We start from the raw sequence: 23,599 nt of genomic DNA on the forward strand, positions 1-23,599 counted from the left end.
TCCGCGAATCTACGCGCTCCGCCGCCGACGACCCTGGAGCAGGCCCGCCACCTGGTGGTTAGGATGCCCGCTATGGATCTTGGCGTGCCGCGGCTCCGGCTACGCCTGCTCGGCGGGTTCGGGACAGACCGGCCGGGTGGCCCACCGACCGTCGGACGATGGTCCCGGCCAAGCGCCCAGACCCTGGTGAAACTGCTGGCCGTGACGTCTGGTCATCGGCTGCATCGCGAGCAGGTGATGGACGTCTGCTGGCCCGACGCCGAACCGGGCGCTGCCATCCGGAGCCTTCGAGTGGCCCTGCATGCCGCCCGGCACGCCTTGGAACCTGAATTGCCGCCGCGTACGCCGTCGTCGTATCTGCTCGGTGAGGGCGATCTGTTGTGGCTGAGTCCGCAACTGGTGACGGTGGACTTCGACGAGGCGATGGCCGCCGCCGAAGCCGCGCTGACCGTGCGACCACCCATCGCCGCCCACCTGGAGCCGGCGTACCAGAGCCTGGCCGAGGAGCTTCTGCCGGAGGATCGGTACGCCGACTGGCTGGCACCCAGCCGGGCGGAGCTTTCCGTACGCCGTCGCCGAGTGATTCTGGCCCTGGCCGAGGCCTATCGCCTCGACGGGCGAGCGCAACAAGCAGTCGACCTGCTACGTCCGCTGCTCGACCAGGACGTGACGGCCGAAGACGCCAATCAGGCGATGATCGGCGCGTACCTGACGCTGGGCCAGCGCCGCCACGCCGTGCGGCAGTACCACGCCTGCCGCGACGCGCTCGCCGCCGAACTCGGCACGCGGCCCAGCCCCGCGACGGAACTGCTCTACCGGCAGGCCCTCGCCGATCAGACTCCCGCCGCCGCACCGGCATCACCGCCTGCACTGCCGGCACAGGCCCGACGGTCGGAACGATTGCCGCTGGCCGGTCGCGAGCACGCGATCGACCGGCTGCTGCACCCCGACGGGGATACTCCACCACTGGTGCTCGTCAGCGGGGAGGCGGGCGTAGGCAAGACCCGCCTGATCACCGAGGCGGCTCGGCGGTACGCGGCACGGGGTTCCCTGGTGCTGTGGGGCGCCGGGCACGAGGTGGAGGGCCACACCCCGTACGGCGCTTGGGTCGAAGCGCTCGACGGCTACCTCGCCGACCGATCCGCGGCCGAGCGTGCGGCGACCGGCTCGCAATATCCGGAGCTGGCCGCGCTGCTACCGGCATTGGGATTGTCGCCACCGCAGTCCGGAGACCCGGAGTCCGAGCGAGGACGGCTGTTCCGGGCAGTGGCGGCGCTGCTGACCGACCTCGCCGTCCGGCCGCTGCTGGTCGTGCTGGACGATCTGCATTCCGCCGACCCCGGCTCGGCGCAACTGCTGCACCACCTGGTCCGGATCAGAGGCGCCCGGCCTTGGCGGTTCCTGGCCACTTGGCGCGAGGAGGATCTGCCCGCCGATGACGGCCGACGGCGAACCCTCGACACGATGCAGCGTCAAGGAGTCGCGCAGCGCATGGAGCTCATGCGCCTCGGGCGTGCCGACACCGATCGCCTGGTCTCCGAGGCCGTCGGCCGCGAATTGTCGCCGGCTGATCTGGACCTGGTGTACCGCCTGTCGCTCGGAAACCCCCTGTACGCGATCGAACTCGCCGGCCAGCTGCGCGCCGGCACGCTGGCGGCGCTCGCCGTCGACGGCGTGGGGGTCCCGGTCGCGGTCCGGCACCTGGTCGCCGATCGGCTTGCCCGGCTGGCGCCCGGCGCCCGGCGCCTCGTCGAAGCCCTCGCGCTGGCCGGGACCGACGCCGCCGACGCCGACCTGCTCGACATCGCCGGGCACGGCCTCTACCCGCCGATGTCCGGCCCGGCGGTGGCGGCCGGGCTGGCTGAGGCGACCGACGCCGGGCTCATCGACGAACGTGAGGTCCTCTCCGACGGACGGCGGGTGCCGGGGCACGGCTTCCGTCATCCGCTCAATCGGCTCGCCTGCGCCGAACGTCTTCCCGACGTCGTACGCCGGCAGGTGCACACCGCGTACGCCGACGCTGTGCTGCGCCGCCGTCCCGACGCGGTCGACACCCTCGTCTTCCACCTGACCCGGGCGGACGATCCTAGGGCGACCACCTACCTCGAGCTGGCCGCCCGCAGGTCGGCTTCGCTGTACGCCAATGAGAGCGCGGCCGGGTACTACGAGCAGCTCGTCGAACGGCTCGACGTGGCCGAAGGGGCAGCCGCCGAACAACGCCTGGCATGGGCGGCGGTGCTGCGACGGCTGGGGCGCTATCGCGAAGCCGAAGAGGTCCTCGCCGTCGCGCGTACCGCGCTGGCGAGCGACAACCACTATGGACCGGCCCGTACGGCCGAGCTGGCGTTGTCGGCCGACATCACGCTGAGCCGGATTCATGTGGACGCCGGGCGTCCGCAACGGGCCGTCGACCTGGTGGCCGCGAAGCAACCGTCCGGCGCCGTCGCGCCGGCGATTCACGCCGAGCTTCGCCTGACCCAGGCGCTGGCCTGGTTCGCCACGGGGCGGTACGAGCGCAGTCTGACGTCCGCCGAGAACACCATCCAGCAGGCCGGCCGGCTACCCGGGTCGGCGGGACACCGGTTGCTGATCCGCGCCATGGTCACCCGGTCGATCTGCCTGGCGTTGCTCGGGCGGCGTGCCGACGCCGACGACGCCGCGCGGCAGGCTCTTCCGCTGGCTCAGGGCTTGGGTGACCCGGCCCTGACCAGCACGGTCACCGCCCAGCTCAGCGAGCTCGCCGGTCTGGACGGCCGGCTCATCGACGCCCGCGACTACGCCCGGCAGGCGCTCGACCTCGCCGGGCAGACCGGCGACCCGGCGCAGCTGGCGTTCCGGCGTGGCAATCTCGGCCGGCTGTGCCTGCTGGCCGGTGACTGGGCAGCCGGAGCGCGACTGCTGCGTACGGCGTTGGCGCTGGCCCGGCCGCTCGGCACTCCGTGGTGCCTGCCGTACGCGCTGATCAATCTCGGCGTCGAACTGCTCTGGCGGGAGGAGGACGACGTCGCCGAGGCCCACCTGACGGAATGCCGGAACCTGGTCGAGTCCACCGGCGATCGGCAGGCCCTGTCCGATGCGCTCACGCTGCTCGCCGAGATCGAGATCCGGCGAAACCGTCCACATGTGGCACTCGACCTCGTCGGGAGCGTTCGCACCGCCTCCGCCGACGCCGTACGCGCCGCGGCGTACCTGGCGGCAGGCGAGCCCGAACAGGCTCTGGCCGCTGTCGCCAGGCGCGACGATCATGATCGGGTCGCCGGCGTCGAAGCGGACCGGGTGCGCGCCCTCGCGCTGGCCACCCTCGGGCGTACGCCCGAAGCCGTCGCTGTGCTGACTACGGCGATCGCGGCTGCCGAGGCGATGCCCTATCCGTACGGGCTGACGCGCCTGTTGGAAGCGCGCGCCGGCATCGTCGGCGGCCCGCTCGCGCGACGAGACCGCGCACGGGCCGCGTCGCTGCGGGAACACCTGCGCCGGGGTGTGGCGGAGGGATCGCAGCCGGAGCATTAGCCGGCCGAGCAGTCGCGACCGCACCGGTAACGGCTCAGTAATGGCGGCTTTCTACCGTGCGGCACTGTCCTCGCCCGCGTACGCGCGGGTCCCGCCCTCATCTGGAGCACGGATGCCTGCGAACCCCCCACCGGCCACCGTCGTCATCGACGCCGGCGGTGAACCGTGGTCGCGGATCATCCCCCTACTCGACGGCTGGGTCGATCGGCTGCCCGACGGCGGCCTGATCGAGCTGGTCGGCGAAGACCCGCACCTACCCGACGCGCTCGCCGGCTGGTGCGCCGAACACGGCTTCCCGATGCACCGGCTGGCCGCCCGCGCCGGACACCGCATCGAACTGCCACCCGCCGGGACCACCGCGACCGCGGCCGACCGGCCACCCCACCCCGACCTGTGACGCTAGGGAGAACCTCGTGCGACAACGAACCCGGACCGCGGCAGCACTGCTGACCGCGCTCACCCTGGCCGTCGGCCCCGTGCCGGCCGCCACCGCCGCGGCGACCGCGACCGCGGCCGCCCAGCCGATCCCGAGCACCGGTGACACGATCACCGTCACCCTCATCACCGGAGACACCGTCACCATCGCCACCGGGCCCGGCGGGATCGCGGCCGCGGAGCCGCACACCGGCCCGGGACGTGACGACATCACCTTCACCACTCGGTCCGACGGACCGGGTGACATCACCGTGATCCCGTCCGACGCGTTGACGCTGGTCGCCGCGGGACGCCTCGACGAGCGGCTGTTCGACGTGGACCGGCTGGTCGCCTACGGCTACACCGGGGAGTCCGACCTGCCGCTCATCGTCGAGCAGACCAGCAGCGCCGGCGTCGCGACCCTGGCGAGGGAACTGCCCGCCGCCAAGGTCACCAAGCATCTGCCGAAGCTGCGGATGAACACGATGCGGGCCGCCAAGGCGCAACGAAAGGACCTGTGGCGGCAGCTCGTCAACGGCGACCGGCTGCAGCCCGGCCTGGACCGAGTGTGGCTCGACGGGCAGACCCGGATCAGCCTCGACCAATCGGTGCCGCAGATCGGTGCGCCCGACGCGTGGAAGGCCGGTTACACCGGCGCCGGGGTCACCGTCGCCATGCTCGACAGCGGCTACGACTCCGATCATCCGATGCTGGCCGGCCGAGTCGCGCTCGCCCAGGACTTCACCGGCGTCGGCAGTGCCGAGGACGACCACGGCCACGGCACCCACGTGCTGTCGACCATCGGCGGCGCCACCGACGGAAACCTCCGGGGCGTCGCACCGGAAGCCCGCCTGGTCGTCGGCAAGATCTGCACAGCAGGCGGAAGCTGCCCCGACTCGGCGACACTGGCCGGCATGGAGTGGGCGGTCACCACCGCCGGAGCCAAGATCGTCAGCATGAGCATCGGCGGACCGGACGAAGCCGGTGACGACCCGCTGGAGTACGCGATCAACGAGTTGTCGGCGCAGACGGGCGCGCTGTTCGTGGTGGCCGCGGGCAACTCCGGCGAGAACGGGCTGAACACCGTGGAGAGCCCTGGCACCGCCGACGCCGCGCTGTCGGTCGGCGCCGTCGGGCGCGACGACTCACTGGCGTACTTCTCCAGCCGGGGCGCGCGCCTGGGCGACAACGCTGTCAAGCCCGAGATCACCGCCCCCGGCGTGGGCATCGTCGCGGCCAAACTCGGCGGTGGTTCGGTCGCCATGAGCGGCACCTCCATGGCCACCCCGCACGTCTCCGGCGCGGCCGCGTTACTGGCCCAGCAACATCCTCAGTGGAACGGTCAGCAGCTCAAGTCCGCGCTGATGGGCGCGGCCAAGCCGAAAGACGGGCTGACGGCGTACCACCAGGGAACCGGACGAGTCGACCTGACGCGGGCCGTGAGCCAGCAGGTGACCGTGACACCCGCGAACCTGTCCGCTGTGGCGGGCTGGAGCCGCGAACCCGGCGCCGAGAAGTCCCACCAGCTGACGTACCGCAACGACGGTGACGTCGCGACCAGCTTGAAGCTGACCGTCGGTACGCCGTCCTCCCCCGGTGGCCAGGTCGGCAACACGGCACTGTTCACTCTGGACCGGGACACGATCGACGTGCCCGCACACGGAACGGCGAGCGTCGCCGTCACCGTCCACGACGTGATGCCGCGTGGCACGCAGGCCGCGATCCTGACCGCCGCGAGCGCCGACGGCACGGTGTCGGTCCGCAGCATCCTCGCCGACGACACCCCGGTGCCGTCGTGGAAGGTCAGCGCCACGGTGCTCGACCGGAACGGAGCACCGGCCCGCGGAACAGTCGAGCTCGTCGACCGGTACAACGCCCGCAACTACTACCTCAACCTCGTTAACGGCGTCGCGATGACGACGGTGCCTGAGGGCGAGTACTACGCGGCGCAGAACATCAACACCACGACGCCGCGCAGTGGTTCCCTCGTGATCGTGCCGGTGACAGTGTCGGCCGACACGGCGATCACCTTGGACGCGCGGGCGGCCAACCCGGTCGACGTCCAGCTCCACGACCCTCAGGCCGAAGGGGTCGCACTCGTCGCCAGCGTCACCGTGCCCTTCGGCGACGGAACGCGCGCGTACAGCTCGGTCGCCGGTCGCGCCGCGGACTTCGGCACCGTCTACGTCGCGCCGATGACCGACCCGCGAGCCGGCTACCGCGCGTACGCCACGTTCGCGCAGAGGGGAGCAACGTCGGCGAACCCGAGTCCCTACTTCTACGAGATCATCGACGAGCGCGCCGGTGGCGTGCCCGCCGATCTGACCTACGAGACCGGCCGGGAACGGCTCGCCAAGGTGACCGTCGACTATCGCGGGCAGGGCGCCGAGTCCACCGGCGACAGCGGTACCACCCCGGCCGGATCCGCGCACCCCACGATCACGTTCGACCAGCCGGTGATGTTCCCGTCGCGGGTGGAGCACTACCGCACCCCGGGAGCGTGGAACGATCGCATCCGGGTCGCCGGGCGCATGTCGCTCCAGATTCCGCCACGCGTCTACGGTCCCGGCCAGGACAACCGCCTGGTCTGGAACAGCGGCGTCGTCGGGCCGAACATGACGCTCGACGCCTTCGCCCGCCAGGGCGACAACATGGGCCTGCACTCCTCCAACGTGGTGCAGTGGTTCATCGGCGGCAACGACGGCGAGTACGGCACCGACTGGGGCGCCGAAGGCACCCTCGACCTCAGCCGCGACGGACAGCTGATCAAGCGGTGGAACGCCGTCGGCATGGCCCAGTCCGGCACCCGGGTCCCCACCGACCCCGGGGTCTACTCGCTGCACGGCAGCGTGACCCGTAGCCGGCCGTACGCCGGACTGTCCACCAAACTCGACGTCGAGTGGACCTTCCCCTCGGCCAGTTCCGCCGACCTCGTCGTGATTCCGCTCATCGGCGTACACGCCGACGTCAAGGGCCTCGACCTGAACAACGCCGCCCAGGCCAACAGCACCTCGCAGATCACGCTCACGCTGCAGCGCAGCCAGAGCGCCGCACCGTCGCCGACGACGCTGACCAGCCTGGAGGTCTCATTCGACGACGGGGTCACCTGGCAGCCGGTCGACGTCGACGGCGGGACGGCGAAGATCAAGAACCCTGCCGGAGACGGATACGCGTCGCTGCGGGCCACCGCCCACGACGAGGCGGGCAACACCGTCCGTCAGACGATCATCCGCGCCTACGGCGTACGGGCGTGACACCCGGTCCGGCGTCCTGCGGCTCGCCGTGGGACGCCGGACCGGCCCGTCTTCGCTGCTACGAACCGCCTGCTGCCGCGTCGTCCAGGCGCGGCAGCGTCGGCCAGCGGCGGGCAGCACGACGGTAAGGAACAGCGTCGGTCGCCGCGTCATCGGTCGACCGTTCCATTCGGTTTCCTTGCCCTGCAACCGACTTCGGCGGCGCCGCGAGTCGCGACAGCCCTTCCCTTTCATCGATGATCAGCCCTATGATGCTGATCACTTCGTTGTGATCTCTCCCGGAGGTGTCCATGAAGAAGATGACGATCCGCCACAAGAGCGCCGTGCGCCTGCTGTCCGGAGCCCGTCGGCTCTGGTTCGAATGGTGCTGGTAAGACGCAGCAGGGCGGGCGCCTCCGGGCGTCCGCCCTACAACTGCCACCGGGACCTGGGCCCGTACGCCGGGGTCGCCGCCTTCCTGGAAGACCTCGCCCGCGATCATCCTCGCCAGGCCGCCCGCCATGCCGTCGAACTGCAGGCCATCGTCCCGGCCCTGGATCCGGGCGCGCCGGCCGCCGAGGAGCAGCCGATCCGGTTCCATCCGGTCCGGCGGACGGCCGCCCTCGCCTTCGGCGCGGCGGAGTTCGCCGCCGCGTGCGCCCTGCGCCGCCCGTTGACCGTTCACTTCCTGCACGCCGACGCGGCCGACGAGACGACCACCGAACTGCTCGGGACGTTGACGCGACGGCTCGCATCCACGCCGATGACCGTGCAGCTGCACGACGGTGGCCCGCCCGCGCCGCCCGTCGAGTCCCGGCCCGCCGAGCTGCGGGCCGCCCTGGGCGACAGCCTGGCCCGCGGCTTCTACCACCACGCCGCGCGTACCGCCCGGCGCGGCCGGGCCGCTGTCACGCCCGACACCGACCTCGCCGACTGGTGGTCGTTCACCACTGGGCTGGCCACCGCTCTGGCCGCGCTCGGACAGGCCCCCGAGGCTCTCCAGTTGTACGCCGAAGCTCAGGCCGTCACCGACGATCCGAAGATCACCATGTCGGCCGCCTACTCCACGGCCATGCTGTACGCGCGCCACCTGCCCGCGGCGCAGCAGAACCCGGCGGCCGCCCGGAAATGGCTGGAACAGGCGCTGCACCTGGCCGACGGCATCGCCGACGAACGGCAGCGCGTCGTGTCGGCCGTCTTCTACGAGCAAGGCATCGCCCTGCTCGACAGCCGCGACGGCCGCGCAGCCGAGGCGCTGGAGCTGGTGACCTCGGGCCTGGCCAAGCTGGCCGCTGTCTTGGGTCCCGAGGAGCGCCGGCAGGATCGCGCCCGGCTGCTGCACAACCGGGCGCAGGTTCACCTGGCCCTCGGCGACCCGGCTCAGGCGCTGGCCGACCTCAACGCCGTCATCGCTTTCGATCCTGACAACTGCGAGTACTACGCCGACCGGGCCGCGTTGCACCGCGCCGCCGGGCGTACAAGCGCCGCGTTCGACGACTACGCGACGGCGATCCGGCTCGGTCCGCACCTGCCGGAGGCGTACTACAACCGTGCGACGCTGCACGAGGAAACCGGGCGCAGCGGGCCCGCGCGCGAAGACCTGCGCCGGGTTCTTGCCATCGATCCGGGCCACCTCGACGCCCGGGTGGCGCTGGCCAACCTCGACCTCGCCCGCGGCGACCTCACCGCCGCCGAACAATGCGTACGCTCGGCTCCGCCCGAACGGGCGCACGAACCCGCGCTGCTGTGCACGCTCGGCCTGATCCGGTCGGAACGTGGTGCGCTGGATGAGGCCGACGATCTGCTGACCCAGGCCCTGGACGCCGACCCCGACCTAGCCGAGGCGTGGACGAACCGGGCGGCCGTCCGCTTCGAGCGCGGCGACGCCGCCGCGGCCGTGGCCGACCTCGATCGCGCGGTGGCACTGTCGGCCGCGGTAGAGCCGCGCTACAACCGCGCGACCGCGCTCATGCGGCTGGAACGCTGGGACGAGGCAGCCGCCGACCTGACCGTGGCGCTAGCCATGCCGGGACTGGACGCCCGGCTACGCCGCGATCTGCGTTCCGGGTTGAACCGCTGCCACGCTCAATCGGCTCATCGGTAGGCCCAGACCGGTCACTCCTCGGTGGCGTTCTCGAATTCGGTGCGGCTCAGCCGCTGCCGGAACGTGTGGTAGGTCCACGCCTGGTAGGCCGCCACCACCGGGAAGATGAGGATGAAGATGACCGTCATCAGCTTGAGCGTGTAGCTGCCCGACGCCGTGTTCGAGATGGTCAGATCGGTCGCGGCGCCTTCGGTCGAGACCATGACGCGCGGGAACAGTTCGGTGAAGATCGAGACGACGACGGCGGCCATGACGAAGGTCGTCAGGGTGAACGCCCAGCCGTCGCGGCCCTGCCCGGCGAACCAGGCCGCGGCGATCACGGCGAGGATGGCCGCGATCTCGATCGGGTTCGGCAGGACGCCCTTGTCGGCGACGATGTGCGTCCAGATGGCGTAGACGGCCACGATGGCGGCCACGAACGGGGCGACCTGGCGGGCCAGGCGCTTGGCCCGGTCGCGTACGCCGCCGGTCGTCTTCAGGGCGATGAAGGTCGCACCGTGCAGCACACACAGCGCCAGCAGCGTGACGCCGACATAGAGCGGGTACGGCTTGAGCAGGTCGAGGAAGTCGCCCGTGTACTCCTGGTCCGCACCGATCGGCAGGCCGTGCAGCAGGCCGCCGAGCGCCACGCCGAGCAGCAGTGGCGCGACGATGCTGCCGGCCGTCAGCAGGATGCTCCACCTCGTACGCCAGCGGGGGCTCTGATCGCGGCCCCGGAATTCGAAGGACACCCCGCGCAGGATCAGGGCGACGAGGATCAGCGCCAGTGCCAGGTAGTACGCCGAGAACATGGTGGAGTACCAGCCGGGGAAGGCCGCGAACATGGCGGCTCCCGCGACGACCAGCCACACCTCGTTGCCGTCCCACAGCGGGCCGATCGTGTTGATGATCGTGAGCCGGTCGGGCTCGTCGCGGGACAGGTACCGGTGCAGGATGCCGACGCCGAAGTCGAATCCTTCCAGGACGAAGAACCCGGTCCACAGCACCGCGATGAGAATGAACCAGACGTTGACCAGGGTCATGGTTGCCTCACTGGATCCCGACGGGGACGGGCGGCTCGTCTACCGGCTCGGCGGGGGCCGGGGGCAGTTCGCGCCGGGCGTACCGCAGCATCAGGACGAGGTCGACGATCGCGAGCACGAGGTAGAGCAGGAAGAACACGATGAGGCTGATCACGATCGAGGTGGTGCCCACCGACGGGGACACCCCGTCGGACGTGCGCATGATGCCTTGCACGATCCACGGCTGGCGGCCGTTCTCGGTCAGCAGCCAACCTGCGGTGTTCATGGCGAACGGCAGGAGCACCGACCACACCGCCAGCCAGAGGAAGCGACGGGACGTCTCCAGTTTGTTGCGGTGGATCAGCCACAAACCCCACAGCCCGAGCAGGAGGACCAGCGAGGCCGCGTACGCCATCACCCGCATCGACCAGTACTGAATGAACACGTTCGGCACATAGTTGCCTGGGCCGTACTGCTGCTGATACTGGGCGTTGACCTCGTTGAGCCCGATGACCTGGCCGTTCCAGGTGTTGGTGGCCAGCAGCGACAGCAGGTGCGGGATCGCGATGATCTTGGTGGGGTTCTGGTCGTTGTTGCCGCCGCCGATCTGGAATGCCGAGAACGAGCACGGCTGGCAGGTCTCCCATTGCGCCTCGGCGGCCGCGATCTTCATGGGCTGATACTTCGCCTCGACGACGCCCAGTTCACTGCCGACGAACATGGCCAGGAACATCGTCGGGACGAGGACCGCCAGGGACAGCTTCGCCGAGCGGGCGAAGACTTCCACATGGGACTTCTTGCGCAGGTGCCAAGCCGACACGGCGAGCATGACGACCGCCGCGGTCGCGAGCGCGGCGAGCAGCACGTGGGCGTACCCCCAGAGGAAGACCGGGTTGGTCATCACCGCCCAGATGTCGTTGAGCTGGGGCCGGCCGGTGGTGGGATTGGTCTGGTAGCCGACCGGGTGTTGCATCCAGGAGTTCGCGGCCATGATGAAGGCGGCCGACCCTGCGGCGCCGAGGGCGACCAGCCAGATCGTCGCGAGGTGCAGGCGGCGCGGCAGCTTGTCCCAGCCGAAGATCCAGACGCCGAGGAAGGTCGCCTCGAGGAAGAAGGCGGCCAGTCCCTCCATGGCCAGCGGAGCGCCGAAGACGTCGCCGACCAGCCGGGAGTAGGCCGACCAGTTCATGCCGAACTGGAACTCCTGGACCAGCCCGGTGACCACGCCGACGGCGACGTTGATGATCAGCAGCGTCCCGAAGAACTTCGTCAGCCGCAGGTACGCCGCCTCACCCTTCCGGTGCCACACGGTTTGCAGCACGGCGGTCAGAAACGCGAGTCCGATCGTCACCGGCACGAACAGGAAGTGGTAGATCGACGTCATCGCGAACTGCACTCGCGCGAGATCTACGTTCGACATCGGCTCAGTATGATGGACTAAGCGGACTTAAAGGTTGAATTGGATGAAGACTCGCGAAAGGGTCCGGCAGGATGTCCCGCAATCCCGGCGACGCACGCAACGGCGGCATGCTCCCGCCGCCCGTCAAATACCACCCCGCCGTGGAGGACGATCTGCTGACCGGATTCCGCCACCCCGACGGACGCCCCGGCGAACTGCGCGGATTCTTCGCCACGACCATCGCCGTCTCGCTGGTGGTCTGGGATCTGGCGTTCTCGCTCGGGGCGTACCACACGGTCTTCTACTACCGGCTGTTGCAGATCTTCGTGGTCTGCGCGGTCCTTCTGCTCGGCGCGGTGGTTCTACGCAGACACCTGACCGTGCGGCGGTGGATGCTGACAATCCTCGCGGTTCCGGTCATCTGGGTCGCCTGGCGTCTGATCGTCCCGATCGGCGGACACTGGCACACCGCCTATCACATCATCGATTCCGTGCTGATCGGGCTCGTCCTCGTGACACTGCCGATCACGATGTGGGTAGTGGCGCGCATCGTCGCGCCGGAGTACTTCGAGCTGTCGACGCTGCGCCTGCGCCTGGCCAGCGCCGGCATCGTGGTCGTGGTGGCCATCGCGGGCGTGCTCACGGGTCAGTTCAACAATCATGTCGTCACCTGCCAGGACTTCGTCGTCGCCGGTGACGACACCCCGGCCAACTGTCTCAACAGCTCGGAAAGACCCAAGTAGGAGAGACTTTCTCCTTTCGCGCCGCCGACCCCGTCCACCCCGGCAGAATTGCCGGGTGGGCTAAGGCCCCCGACACACATCACGGGGATCTCATGGACGCGAAAACCACCAAGGTGGCGATCGTCGGCGGCGGATTCGCCGGAGTCGCCTGCGCCAAGCGCTTAGCCGGTGAGCCCGGCATCAACGTGGAACTGTTCGATCGCGCCGGATACCACCAGTTTCAGCCCTTGCTGTATCAGGTGGCCACGGCCGAACTGACCTTCGAGGACATCCGGTTCGATCTCGCCCGTCTCTTCCACGGCAAAGACGCCGTGCGGGTACGCAGGGCGGAGGTCGTCGGCGTCGATCCGGACGCGATGACGCTTTCGCTCGACGGTGGCGAAACGGTCGCGGCCGACTACATCGTGCTGGCCGCCGGTGCCCGCCCGAACTTCTTCCATACGCCCGGCGCCGCCGAGCACGCCTTCCCGCTCTACAGCGTCGAGGACGCCCGCCACGTACGCGGCCGGATCGTCCAGCTGTTCGACGACGTGTCCGCCAAACCGGAGCTGATCGAGGACGGCGCGCTGACGTTCGTCATCGTCGGCGGCGGGCCGACCGGCGTCGAGACGGCCGGAGCGCTGTCGGAGCTCGTGCACGACGTGATGCCGCACGTGTATCCGGACGTTCCGCCCGGGGCTGCTCAGGTCATCCTGGTGGATCTCGGGCACAGCCTCCTGTCGGGCTTCTCGGACGAGGCCGGCTCCTATGCGGCGCGCCAACTACAGCGCCGTGGGGTGAAGCTGCGCCTGGGCGTACCAGTGAAACAAGTCGACGCCGATCAGGTGGAGCTGGGCGACGGGACGGTCCTCAAGACGCGTCTGGTCGTGTGGGGCGGCGGCGAGCAGGCCGCCGAGATCGCCGGCGCGGCTGGGCTGGCGCAAGGCCGCGGCGGGCGGATCGACGTGGAGCCGGACCTCACGGTGCCCGGACACCCGAAGGTCTTCGCACTGGGCGATCTGGCCAACATCCCGTACGGCGACGAGGTCCTGCCGCAGCTCGGCAGCGTCGCGCAGCAGGCGGGCCGCTGGGCCGGCGAGAACATCCTGCTGCTGACGAAGGGGCAACCGGCCCGGCCGTTCCATTACCGCGACAAGGGAATCATGGCGATGATCGGTCGCAAGGCGGCGGTCGCCGAGATGGGCGCGCACCGGCACGAGATCCAGGGACGCGTCGCCTTCGCCGCCTGGCTCGGCGTGCACGCCGAACTCCTGGGCAACATCGGCGCCGAGCTGAAGGCCTTCCTCGCCTGGGCCGAGGACTTCTACGTCCGCCCGCACCACCGGACGGCGTCGCTGCTGGAGCCGTCGCGCATCGACATGCCGCGCATCGACTGGAATCAGAAGGGCTGAGCTATGGGCAACGCCGAGGTCTTCGTCATCTTCGGCATCACCGGCGACCTGGCCAAGGTGATGACTTTCCATTCCTTGTACCGCCTGGAGGCGCGGGGCCTGCTCGACTGCCCCATCGTCGGCGTCGCCGTCGACGACTGGACCCAACAGGACCTGCGCGACCACGCCCGCGCGGCGATCGAAGGGCAGGACGTGGCCGGCGGCGGCGAGAAGATCGACGAGGAGGTGTTCGACCGCCTCCTCGGCCGGATGTCCTACCAGGCCGGTGACTTCTCCCAGCCGGACACCTACGCGCACATCGCCAAGGCCGTCGGCGAAGCGCGTACGCCGGTGTACTACCTGGAGACCCCGCCGTCGCTGTTCGGCATGGTGATCCAGAACCTGGCCAAGGCCGACATCATCCGCGACGGTCGGGTGGTCGTGGAGAAGCCGTTCGGCCATGACCTCGCCTCCGCCAAGCAGCTCGCCGCCGAACTGCACCAGTGGGTCCCGGAGCCGCAGCTGTACCGCATCGACCACTTCCTCGGCAAGATGGGCATGGAGGAGCTGATCTTCCTCCGGTTCGCCAACTCGCTGTTCGAACCGGTGTGGAGCCGCAACTTCGTCGAGTGCGTGCAGATCACCATGGCCGAGGACTTCGGCGTCGCCGATCGCGGCCACTTCTACGATCCGGTCGGCGCGTTGCGCGACGTGGTGGTCAACCACCTGATGCAGCTGCTGTCGGCGGGCGCGATGGACGCGCCGGCCGGCCGCGACCCCGACACGCTCAAGAACGCACAGACGGCGCTGTGGAAAGCCGTCGTCACCGCCGATCCGGCGCACTACGTCCGCGGCCAGTACGACGGCTACCAGTCCGTCAAGGGCGTCGCACCGGGTTCCAGCACCGAGACGTATGCCGCTCTGCGGCTCGACATCGACAACTGGCGGTGGTCCGGGGTTCCGTTCTTCCTGCGTACGGGCAAGAGCCTCGCGCTGACGCAGACGGAGTTCCGGATCGTGTTCAAGCGGCCGCCCAAGCTCGGCCTGGACCTGCCGATCGACCATTCGCCCGAAGCCGACCAGCTGGTCGTCAAGCTCGACCCGACCACCGGTGTGCGGTTCCGGTTCCAGGGCCGGCGAGGCGACGCGTCCGGACCGCAGCCGGTCACCGCCGACGTCGAGTTCAGCCAGCAGGGCGGCGAGGGCCCGACGCCCTACGAAGTCCTCCTGCACGCGGCGATGGTGGGCGACAGCACCCGGTTCACCCGGCAGGACGGCGTCGAGGAGACGTGGCGGATCATGCAGCCGCTGCTCGACGCCCCACCGCCCGTCCACCCGTACGCCCCGGGAAGCATGGGCCCGGACGCGGCGGATCGACTCGTCGCCGACTTCGGCGGCTGGCACACACCGTGGGGTGCGAAATGACGACTGTCGAAGAGCGTACGCAGGCCGCCAAGACGGCGACGGGGACGAAGCCCAAGAACGAACCGAAGATCAAGCGGGCCGGCGTCCACGCCGACACGGGACCGCAGAGTGCCGCCGCGCCGTCGCCGTTCCCGCCGATCGAGGACTACGCCTTCCTGTCCAACTGCCACACCGGCGCGCTCGTCGCACCGGACGGCTCGGTGGACTGGATGTGCGTGCCCAGGTTCGACTCGCCGAGCATCTTCGGCAGCCTGCTCGACCGCGGCGCGGGCAACTTCCGGTTCGGCCCGTACGGCATCCACCATCCGGTGGCCCGCCAGTACGAGCCGGGTTCGCATGTGCTCACCACGACCTGGCGTACGCCGACCGGCTGGCTGCTGGTCCGTGACGCGCTGACGATCTATCCGCGGCACGAGGAGGACAAGAGCACGCCGCACACCCGGCCACCGGTCGACGAGGATGCCGACCACCTGCTGGTACGCACAGCGGTGTGCATCAGCGGCCGGGTGGAGGTCGAGCTCATCTGCGAGCCGGTGCTCAACTACGGCCGCGAGCCGGCCACCTGGCAGTTGGTCGGGGACAACCTCAAGGTGGCCGAGGCCGACGGGACCGGTTTCCGGATGCGACTGGGCTCGGACATGAAGCTCGGCGTGGAAGGCGACCGCGTCCGTGGCCGGCATGTGCTGGAGGAAGGCCAGGGGACCTTCTGCGCCTTGTCCTGGCGGGAGGACGGCTACACCCCACCCGACTACGCCGAGGCGACCGCGCGCCTCGACGCCACCGGTCACTTCTGGCGAGCCTGGCTGGCCAACTCCCGCATCCCCGACCATCGCTGGCGGGAGATGCTGCAACGGTCGGCGCTCACCGTCAAGGGCTTGACCTACATGCCGACGGGCGCGACGGTCGCCGCGCTGACGACGTCGCTGCCGGAAACGCCCGGCGGCGAGCGGAACTGGGACTACCGCTACACCTGGATCCGCGACACCACGTTCACGTTGCAAGCGCTGCACTGGCTCAACATGGACTGGGAGGCCGACGAGTTCATGCAGTTCGTCGCCGACCTCGAACCGGCCGACGACGGCTCGCTGCAGATCATGTACGGCATCGACGGCCGCCGGGAACTGCCCGAGTCCTTCCTGGACCACCTGACCGGGTACGCCGGCGCGGCCCCGGTACGCGTCGGCAACGCCGCGTACAACCAGAAGCAGAACGACGTCTACGGCGCGGTGCTGGACTCGATCCTGATGCACACCCGCCGCAGTCAGCGTCTGCCCCGGCGGCTGTGGCCGATCGTGCAGTCCCAGGCCGAGTGCGCGAGCAAGGTCTGGCGCAATCCCGACCAGGGCATCTGGGAGGCGCGCGGCGATCCCAAGCACTACGTCTCGTCGAAGCTGATGTGCTGGGTGGCGCTCGACCGGGCCGCGCAGCTGGCCGACGTACGCGGCGATCCGAAGCTGGCCGCGCAGTGGCATGAGACGGCCGAGGAGATCCGCGCGGACATCCTGAGCCGTGGGGTGTCCGACAAGGGCGTGCTGCGTCAGCACTATGACACCGACGCGCTGGACGCCTCGACCCTGCTAGCCGCCATGTTCAACTTCCTGCCGCCGAGCGACGAGCGGCTGCGCGCCACGGTCGAGGCGATCTCGGAGGATCTGACCGAGGCCGGGTTCGTCCTGCGGTACCGGACGGACGAGACCGACGACGGCATGTCGGGCAAGGAGGGCACGTTCCTCATCTGCTCGTTCTGGCTCGTGTCGGGGCTGGCCACCATCGGCGAGACGCAGCGTGCTCGCGATCTCATGGAGAAGCTGCTGCGCATCGCCTCACCGCTGGGCCTGTACGCCGAGGAGTTCGACACCGAAACCGGGCGGCACCTCGGCAACTTCCCGCAGGCTTTCTCCCACCTGGCTCTCATCGAGGCCGCCGGGCGCATCATCCTTTCTGAGATAGTCCAGGAGATCTCGTGAACATCTATGACGTCATCATCGTGGGCAGCGGCGCCGGCGGCGGCACGCTCGCCGCGAAACTCGCGCCGTCGGGTAAGAAGATCCTGCTGTTGGAACGCGGCTCCTGGCTGCCTCGCGAACCCGATAACTGGGACGACGCCGCGGTGTTCGTCGACAACCGCTACATCTCGCCCGACACCTGGTACGACCACAAGGGCAAAGCCTTCCAGCCGCAGGTGCACTACTACGTCGGCGGTGCGACGAAGCTCTACGGCGCGGCCCTGTATCGCCTGCGCGAGAAGGACTTCGGCATCGTGCAGCATCACGACGGGATCTCGCCGGCGTGGCCGATCAGCTATGCCGACATGGAGCCGTACTACACCGCCGCCGAGCAGATGTACCAGGTGCACGGCAGCCGGGGCGAGGATCCGACCGAACCACCCGCCAGCGCTCCGTACGCCTTCCCGCCCGTCGCGCACGAGCCGCGGATCCAGCAGCTGGCCGACGACCTGGCCGCCGCCGGGCTGCATCCGTTCCACGCGCCCTGCGGCGTCCGACTGACCGAGTCGAATCGGCCGTACAGCGTCTGCGTCAAATGCGACAGCTGCGACGGGTTCCCTTGTCCGCTGCATGCCAAGTCCGACGCCGAGGTGTTCGGCGTACGCCCGGCGCTGACGCAGCCGAATGTGGAGATGCTGACCAACGCCGAGGCCGTACGCCTGGAGACGGACCCGAGCGGCCGGACGGTGACGACCGTGATCGTGGAGCACGAGGGTCAGGAAGAGCGCTACCAGGGTCACATCGTCGTCGTCGCGTGCGGCGCGGCCAACACGGCGAAGCTGCTGTTGCGCTCGGTCACTGACAAGCATCCCAATGGTCTGGCCAACGGGTCGGACCAAGTCGGCCGCAACTACATGTATCACGACAGCCAGGCGGTGCTGGCGCTGTCGCGGGAGCCCAACCCGACGGTCTTCCAGAAGACGCTGGGAGTCAACGACTTCTACTTCTCGGGTCCCGGTTTCGACTTCCCGATGGGCAACATCCAGATGATCGGCAAGTCGCGGCCGGCCATGTATCGGGGCGAGAAGCCGTTGGAGACCAAGTTCGCGCCCAAGTTCAGCCTCAACGACGTCGCCAACCACGCCGTGGACTTCTGGCTGTCGACCGAGGACCTGCCGATGCCGGACAACCGGGTGACGCTCACCTCCGACGGGCAGGTGAAGCTGACGTACCAGCCGTCGAACAGCACCGCCGCCGACCGGCTCTACCACCAGCTCAAGTCGATGCTCAAGCACCTCGGCATGCATGAGGACCATCTCGCGCACCGGTTCGCGTACATGAAGACCGACATCCCGATCGCCGGGGTGGCGCACCAGGCCGGCACCTGCCGGTTCGGCAACGACCCGGAGACGTCGGTGCTCGACGCCGATTGCAAGGCGCATGAGCTGGACAACCTGTACGTCGTGGACACCAGCTTCTTCCCGAGCATCGGCGCGGTGAACCCGGCGCTGACGGCGATGGCCAACGCGCTGCGCGTCGGAGACCACCTGCTGGCCCGCATGGGCGTGTCGGCGGCGACGGCCACCGCCGCGTAGACGAACCGCCGGCGCGAGTCGCGAGGGGCCCGACGTGACGACCGATCAAGTCCTGCTCGGCGTGGCTCTGATCCTCGTCCTCGCGGTCGGGTCGCAGATCCTCGCGTCCCGGGTGCACATTCCGGCGCTCATCGTCCTGCTGCCGAGCGGCTTCGTGGCCGGCGCCCTGACCGACGTCGTCAATCCACAGAAGCTGCTCGGCAGCGCGTATCAGCCGCTGGTGTCGCTCGCGGTGGCAGTGATCCTCTACGACGCCGGCCGCGCCCTGTCCTTGAGCCGGTTACAGGGCCACAAACGGCGGGTGGTCCGGCGGCTGCTGATCATCGGCGTGCCACTCACCGGGGCGTGTGGCGCGCTGCTGACCGCGTGGCTGCTGGGCATGTCCAGCCAGGCCGCGCTGATGATCGGCGCGATCCTCGTGGTGAGCGGGCCGACCGTCGTCGGCCCGCTGCTGAACCACGTACGCCCGGCCGACCGGCTCCAGCACATCCTGGCCTGGGAGGGCTCGCTAGTCGATCCGATCGGCGGCATCCTCGGCGCGCTGGTGTTCCACGGTGTCGTCGCGGGCCGTGAGGACCGGGTGATCGCGGGCCTGGCCCACTTCAGCGCCAGTCTCCTGCTCGGCCTGCTCGGCGCGGCCGTCGGCACCGGCCTGCTGTGGCTGGCGCTGAACCGGCTGCGGCTCGGCGAGACCCTGGGCACCTTGGCGCAGCTGGCTGTCGTCATCGGCGTCGCCGCCGTCTGCGACGCCATCCGCGACGACAGCGGCCTGTTCGCGGCCGTCGTCATGGGCCTGGCCCTGGCCAACATCAAAGCGTTCGACATCTCCGGCCGCCAGCCGTTCTTCGAGACCCTCGTCCAACTCATCATCGGCGTGCTGTTCGTCGCGATCTCCGCGACCGTCACCCCGGCATCGCTTCGCGGGCTGGTGCTGCCGGTCCTCGGCGTCACCGCTGGGCTCGTGCTGGTGGTTCGGCCGCTGGTGGCGTACCTGTCGACCCTGCGCACGGACGTGCCCACCCGGCAACGGGCCTTCATCGGCTGGATGGCGCCCCGAGGCATCGTCGCGGCCGCCACCGCCGCCACGTTCGGGCCGTCGCTGGTCAGTCAGGGATTCGCCGGTGCCGACAAGATCCTTCCCGCGACCTTCCTCGTCATCGTCATGACCGTCACCCTCTACGGGCTCACCGCCGCCCCCGCCGCCCGCCTCCTGAAAGTCATCCGGACCGCCCAGAGCCGTCCCCTGCTCGTCGGCGGCCAAGCCTGGGTCCTCGACCTGGCCCGCACGCTGCGCCACCTCGGGCTGGAGGTCGTGCTGTGGGCAGGCCGCCACACCGAACGGCAGGCCATCCGCGACGCCGACCTCGAACTGGCCCCCGGCGAGCTGCTCTCCGACGTCAACGACCCGGCCGCGCAGATCGAGGGCGTCACGGCCGTCCTGCTCCTCACCGACGAGGACGATTTCAACAACCTCGCGGCCACCCTGCTCCAAGGCTCCGTCGAGGGCCCGGTCTACCGGCTCGCTCCCGCTCAAGACACCGAAGCAGTGTCCGCGGGCGGCGGGCCCGCGCTGTTCGGTCCCGGCCTCACCCGCGACAGCATCATCCAGCGGTACGCACAAGGCCAGCGCATCACCGTCGACGCCACAGCCGGCGAACCGCTGTTCCGCGTACGCCAAGACGGCAGTCTTCACCCGGTGACGCACGACGGCGTACCGGAGGCGCAGCCGGGCGACACCGTCATCCTGCTCGCCGACCCCGCCTGACATGATCACGGCGTGACCACGGTCGACTGGCCGAGCCTGTCCATCGGGATCGCCAACCCCGACTTCGCCGGCGCCCGCCAGACCTTCGCCGCCGAGCCCAACGCCTTCTCGCCGGTCTTGTCGATGCGAGCCTGGATCAACCCAGCCTCCGAGCCCGACGTGAAGTTCGTGGCGCGCGAATCGATCCCCGACGAGGAACCCGAGGCGGAAACCGTCTCAGGTTAGGGGTCGCGTCGGTGGCGTACCCGCGTTAACCGCGCCCGGCCGGGCGGTGACCGGGCGATGACGGATCGAGGCCGAGGTCGCGGGCCCTTTGATCGCTCGTTAGGGTGCGATAGCGCTCTCAGCGCGAAGATCGACAAGGAAAGGCGCGCAATGCAGACTCCCCCCACTGGCACGTCCCGGCGCCAGGTTCTCGCCGCCGCCGCGGCGGTCGCCGCGGCCCCCCTCGTCGGCGCGGCCCCCGCGTACGCCGATTCGTCGAAGACCAAGAGCTGGGACCTCACCCTGCTCGGCACGTCGGACCTCCACGGCAACGTCTACAACTGGGACTACTACAAGGACAAGGAATACGACGACAGCGCGCACAACGACGTCGGCGTAGCGAAGCTGGCCACGCTGGTCAACCAGATCCGGGCCGAGCGGCGGGGCAAGGCCACGCTGGTGCTCGACGCCGGCGACACGATCCAGGGCACCCCGCTGGCGACGTTCTACGCCAAGCAGGAGCCGATCACCACCACGGGTGAGACGCATCCGATGGCCCGGTCGATGAACATCATCGACTACGACGCCGTCACGCTGGGCAACCACGAGTTCAACTACGGCCTGCCGCTGCTGGACCTGTGGATCCGCCAGCTCGGCTTCCCCGCGCTCGCGGCCAACGCCGTCGACGCCGCCACCGGCCAGCCGGCGTTCCTGCCGTACGTGATCAAGAAAGTCGATCTCGGCAAGGGCGCGCCGACGCTGCGGGTCGGCATCCTCGGCCTGACCAACCCGGGTGTGGCCATCTGGGACCGGGGCAACGTCGAGGGCAAACTCGTCTTCAAGGACATGGTCGCGACCGCCCTGAAGTGGGTGCCGATCATGCGGGCGCGCGGCGCCGACATCGTCCTGGTCTCCGCGCACGGCGGCGACAGCGGCACCTCCAGCTACGGCCCGGAGCTGCCGAACGAGAACCCGGCCGCGCTGATCGCTCAGCAGGTGCCCGGCATCGACGCGATCCTGTTCGGCCATGCGCATAACGAGGTCGTGCAGCGCTTCGTCACCAACGACATCAGCGGCGAGCAGGTCCTGCTGTCCGAGCCGTCGAAGTGGGGCCAGCGGCTCACCCGGATGGACTTCACGCTGAGCCGCGACCAGGGCGAGTGGCGCATCACGAGCAAGCAGTCCACCATGCTCAACACCAACACGGTCGTCGAGGACCCCGCGGTGCTCGCCGCGGTACGCGCCCAGCACAACAAGACCGTCGCGTACGTGAACCAGGTAGTGGCCCGGTCGGTGGTCGAGTTGTCGGCGGCTGAGTCCCGGTACAAGGACACCGCGATCCTGGACTACATCAACAAGGTCCAGACCGACACGGTCGCGACGGCTCTGGCGAGCACCCAGTACGCCACCCTGCCGGTGCTGTCGATCGCGGCCCCCTTCAGCCGGACCGCGGTCTTCCCGGCCGGCGACGTGAAGATCAAGGACGTCGCCGGGCTCTACATCTACGACAACACCCTGGAAGCCGTGCTGATCAGCGGCGCCGAGGTGCGGGCGTACCTGGAGTACTCGGCGAAATACTTCCGCACGCTCGCTGTCGGCGCGGCGGTCGACCCGGAGACGATCAACGAGTCGACCGTGCCGGACTACAACTACGACACCCTGTCCGGCGTCGACTACGACATCGACATCAGCAAGCCGGTCGGGCAGCGCATCACCAAGCTGACCCACGGGGGCACCGACACCCCGGTGGCCGACGGCGACCAGTTCGTCATCGCGGTGAACAACTACCGGCGCAGCGGCGGCGGCAACTTCCCCGGCGTCGTGAAGACCCAGGTCTACAACGAGCAGCAGGAGATCCGCCAGCTGCTCATCGACTGGGCGCAGGCCAAGGGCGCCATCGACCCGGCCGACTTCTTCACGCCGAACTGGCGGCTGGTGCGCGAAGGCGTACCGGTCTTCTGATCAGACCTATGTGGGGGCCGGGCGTTCGACGAGCGCCCGGCCACCGCGTGAAGCTCTCGGTTGGCGAGCGCATCCGCCCTCGGCTGCAAGATCCTCGTAGACTCTGGTGATGAGCGAGCCCGAGGCCCCAGCTGAACGAAAGCCTTGGTCCCCGGTTCTCGCGGGCGCAGTTGCCCTGGTTGGCGTCGCCGCTCTGTGCTGCTGGGGTGCGCTCAGCCAGTTCTCACCCTCGATCCGGTCGGACGACCCGCGGGAGTACCCGCGCAAAGACGAGGCGCTTCACATCACGTACGGCGGTGGAGACCTGGAGGATGATCTCCTGCCCCGATACAGCGTGAAGCTTCCGTGCGACGTTCAGCATCTGCGGTGGGGCAACCATGAGGACATGGGCTCGATGGGTTCGCTCTATCTCCGCTTCGACACGTCGCCGACCTGCCTGGACGAGTTTCTCCGGGACAACCGGCTGCAGTCGGCGGCGGCTTGGACTCCCGCCGTCTTCGTACCCGCTGAGTACGGCTGGGCCGTCAGCTCCAGCGACGCCGCCTATGCTGCGAGCCCGTCGGAACGCGTGCAGCTGAGCGTTTCGATCCATCGAGGCGAGCAGCGGCCGGAGGCGTACGTAGTCGCGGTGTACCGGTGACTCCCGTTGAGGGCCTTGACCGGCGTCGCCGGGCTGGCGCAAGGCAGGCTGGATCAACCGCCGACAGACCGCCCTCGCACTCGTCAGCCGCGATAGCCGTCCAGCGCGTTGTTCGCCAGGTCGACACCGACGAACCGCTGCCCGCCGAAGTAGCGCAGCGCGTCGATCACCTCGTCGTCCGGTGCCTCGACGTACACCAGCGAGATCGGCAGGTACACCGGGACACCCGGGCGCATCGGGGGCAGCAGTTGGGCGACCCGCGCCGAGCCGCTGCGGAACACGATGTTC

Annotated in this window: 17 protein-coding genes; 13 read left to right on the forward strand and 4 right to left on the reverse strand. The window is 69.5% G+C overall.

Annotated elements, in window-relative coordinates:
- Positions 1 to 72 precede the first annotated feature (72 nt).
- The 3 genes from HDA40_RS03425 to HDA40_RS03435 all read left to right on the forward strand — a co-directional run bounded on the left by HDA40_RS03425 (position 73) and on the right by HDA40_RS03435 (position 7,178).
- Complete coding sequence (locus HDA40_RS03425) at positions 73 to 3,510, forward strand: ATP-binding protein (RefSeq protein WP_253751484.1); 3,438 nt, start codon at positions 73 to 75, stop codon at positions 3,508 to 3,510.
- Positions 3,511 to 3,622: 112 nt separating this feature from the next.
- On the forward strand, positions 3,623 to 3,907 hold the full coding sequence (locus HDA40_RS03430) for an acylphosphatase (protein ID WP_253751486.1): 285 nt from the start codon (positions 3,623 to 3,625) through the stop codon (positions 3,905 to 3,907).
- A 16-nt stretch (positions 3,908 to 3,923) separates the two neighbouring features.
- On the forward strand, positions 3,924 to 7,178 hold the full coding sequence (locus tag HDA40_RS03435) for a S8 family peptidase (protein ID WP_253751489.1): 3,255 nt from the start codon (positions 3,924 to 3,926) through the stop codon (positions 7,176 to 7,178).
- A gap of 58 nt (positions 7,179 to 7,236) precedes the next feature.
- Here the strand turns inward: HDA40_RS03435 and HDA40_RS03440 are convergent, their stop codons facing one another.
- A complete protein-coding gene (locus HDA40_RS03440) occupies positions 7,237 to 7,494 on the reverse strand; it encodes a hypothetical protein (protein WP_253751491.1) in 258 nt (85 codons plus the stop codon).
- Positions 7,495 to 7,539: 45 nt separating this feature from the next.
- Between HDA40_RS03440 and HDA40_RS03445 the strand changes: the two genes are divergently transcribed.
- Positions 7,540 to 9,261 carry a tetratricopeptide repeat protein gene (locus HDA40_RS03445; RefSeq protein WP_253751494.1) on the forward strand — a complete coding sequence of 574 codons (1,722 nt, stop codon included), beginning with the start codon at positions 7,540 to 7,542 and terminating at the stop codon, positions 9,259 to 9,261.
- An 11-nt stretch (positions 9,262 to 9,272) separates the two neighbouring features.
- Here HDA40_RS03445 and cydB read toward each other — a convergent pair whose 3' ends face one another.
- The gene (gene cydB / locus HDA40_RS03450) at positions 9,273 to 10,283 is read right to left on the reverse strand and encodes a cytochrome d ubiquinol oxidase subunit II (protein ID WP_253751498.1); all 1,011 of its coding nucleotides are present in this window, start codon (positions 10,281 to 10,283) and stop codon (positions 9,273 to 9,275) included.
- A gap of 7 nt (positions 10,284 to 10,290) precedes the next feature.
- Positions 10,291 to 11,682 (reverse strand): cytochrome ubiquinol oxidase subunit I, encoded by a 1,392-nt coding sequence (locus HDA40_RS03455; RefSeq protein WP_253751501.1) that lies wholly within the window; start codon positions 11,680 to 11,682, stop codon positions 10,291 to 10,293.
- A 71-nt stretch (positions 11,683 to 11,753) separates the two neighbouring features.
- Here HDA40_RS03455 and HDA40_RS03460 point away from each other — a divergent pair, with 71 nt between their 5' ends.
- The 9 genes from HDA40_RS03460 to HDA40_RS03500 all read left to right on the forward strand — a co-directional run bounded on the left by HDA40_RS03460 (position 11,754) and on the right by HDA40_RS03500 (position 23,311).
- Positions 11,754 to 12,404 (forward strand): hypothetical protein, encoded by a 651-nt coding sequence (locus HDA40_RS03460; RefSeq protein WP_253751503.1) that lies wholly within the window; start codon positions 11,754 to 11,756, stop codon positions 12,402 to 12,404.
- A 92-nt stretch (positions 12,405 to 12,496) separates the two neighbouring features.
- Positions 12,497 to 13,795, forward strand: coding sequence for an NAD(P)/FAD-dependent oxidoreductase (locus HDA40_RS03465; RefSeq protein WP_253751506.1), 1,299 nt, complete (start codon positions 12,497 to 12,499; stop codon positions 13,793 to 13,795).
- Between the two features lie 3 nt (positions 13,796 to 13,798).
- A complete protein-coding gene (zwf, locus tag HDA40_RS03470; RefSeq protein ID WP_253751509.1) occupies positions 13,799 to 15,199 on the forward strand; it encodes a glucose-6-phosphate dehydrogenase in 1,401 nt (466 codons plus the stop codon).
- On the forward strand, positions 15,196 to 17,166 hold the full coding sequence (locus HDA40_RS03475) for a glycoside hydrolase family 15 protein (RefSeq protein ID WP_253751512.1): 1,971 nt from the start codon (positions 15,196 to 15,198) through the stop codon (positions 17,164 to 17,166). The genes zwf and HDA40_RS03475 overlap by 4 nt, the downstream gene beginning before the upstream one ends.
- Positions 17,163 to 18,740 carry a GMC family oxidoreductase gene (locus tag HDA40_RS41970; RefSeq protein WP_253751515.1) on the forward strand — a complete coding sequence of 526 codons (1,578 nt, stop codon included), beginning with the start codon at positions 17,163 to 17,165 and terminating at the stop codon, positions 18,738 to 18,740. Before HDA40_RS03475 ends, HDA40_RS41970 begins: the two co-directional genes overlap by 4 nt.
- 34 nt (positions 18,741 to 18,774) lie before the next feature.
- The gene (locus HDA40_RS03485) at positions 18,775 to 20,505 is read left to right on the forward strand and encodes a cation:proton antiporter (RefSeq protein ID WP_253751518.1); all 1,731 of its coding nucleotides are present in this window, start codon (positions 18,775 to 18,777) and stop codon (positions 20,503 to 20,505) included.
- 12 nt (positions 20,506 to 20,517) lie between these two features.
- The gene (locus HDA40_RS03490) at positions 20,518 to 20,730 is read left to right on the forward strand and encodes a hypothetical protein (protein WP_253751521.1); all 213 of its coding nucleotides are present in this window, start codon (positions 20,518 to 20,520) and stop codon (positions 20,728 to 20,730) included.
- Positions 20,731 to 20,880: 150 nt separating this feature from the next.
- A complete protein-coding gene (locus HDA40_RS03495) occupies positions 20,881 to 22,671 on the forward strand; it encodes a bifunctional metallophosphatase/5'-nucleotidase (RefSeq protein ID WP_253751524.1) in 1,791 nt (596 codons plus the stop codon).
- Between the two features lie 109 nt (positions 22,672 to 22,780).
- Positions 22,781 to 23,311 carry a hypothetical protein gene (locus HDA40_RS03500; protein WP_253751527.1) on the forward strand — a complete coding sequence of 177 codons (531 nt, stop codon included), beginning with the start codon at positions 22,781 to 22,783 and terminating at the stop codon, positions 23,309 to 23,311.
- 83 nt (positions 23,312 to 23,394) lie between these two features.
- Here the strand turns inward: HDA40_RS03500 and HDA40_RS03505 are convergent, their stop codons facing one another.
- Complete coding sequence (locus HDA40_RS03505; protein WP_253751530.1) at positions 23,395 to 23,592, reverse strand: hypothetical protein; 198 nt, start codon at positions 23,590 to 23,592, stop codon at positions 23,395 to 23,397.
- Positions 23,593 to 23,599 lie beyond the last annotated feature (7 nt).

The sequence above is a fragment of the Hamadaea flava genome (assembly GCF_024172085.1).
Taxonomy (GTDB): domain Bacteria; phylum Actinomycetota; class Actinomycetes; order Mycobacteriales; family Micromonosporaceae; genus Hamadaea; species Hamadaea flava.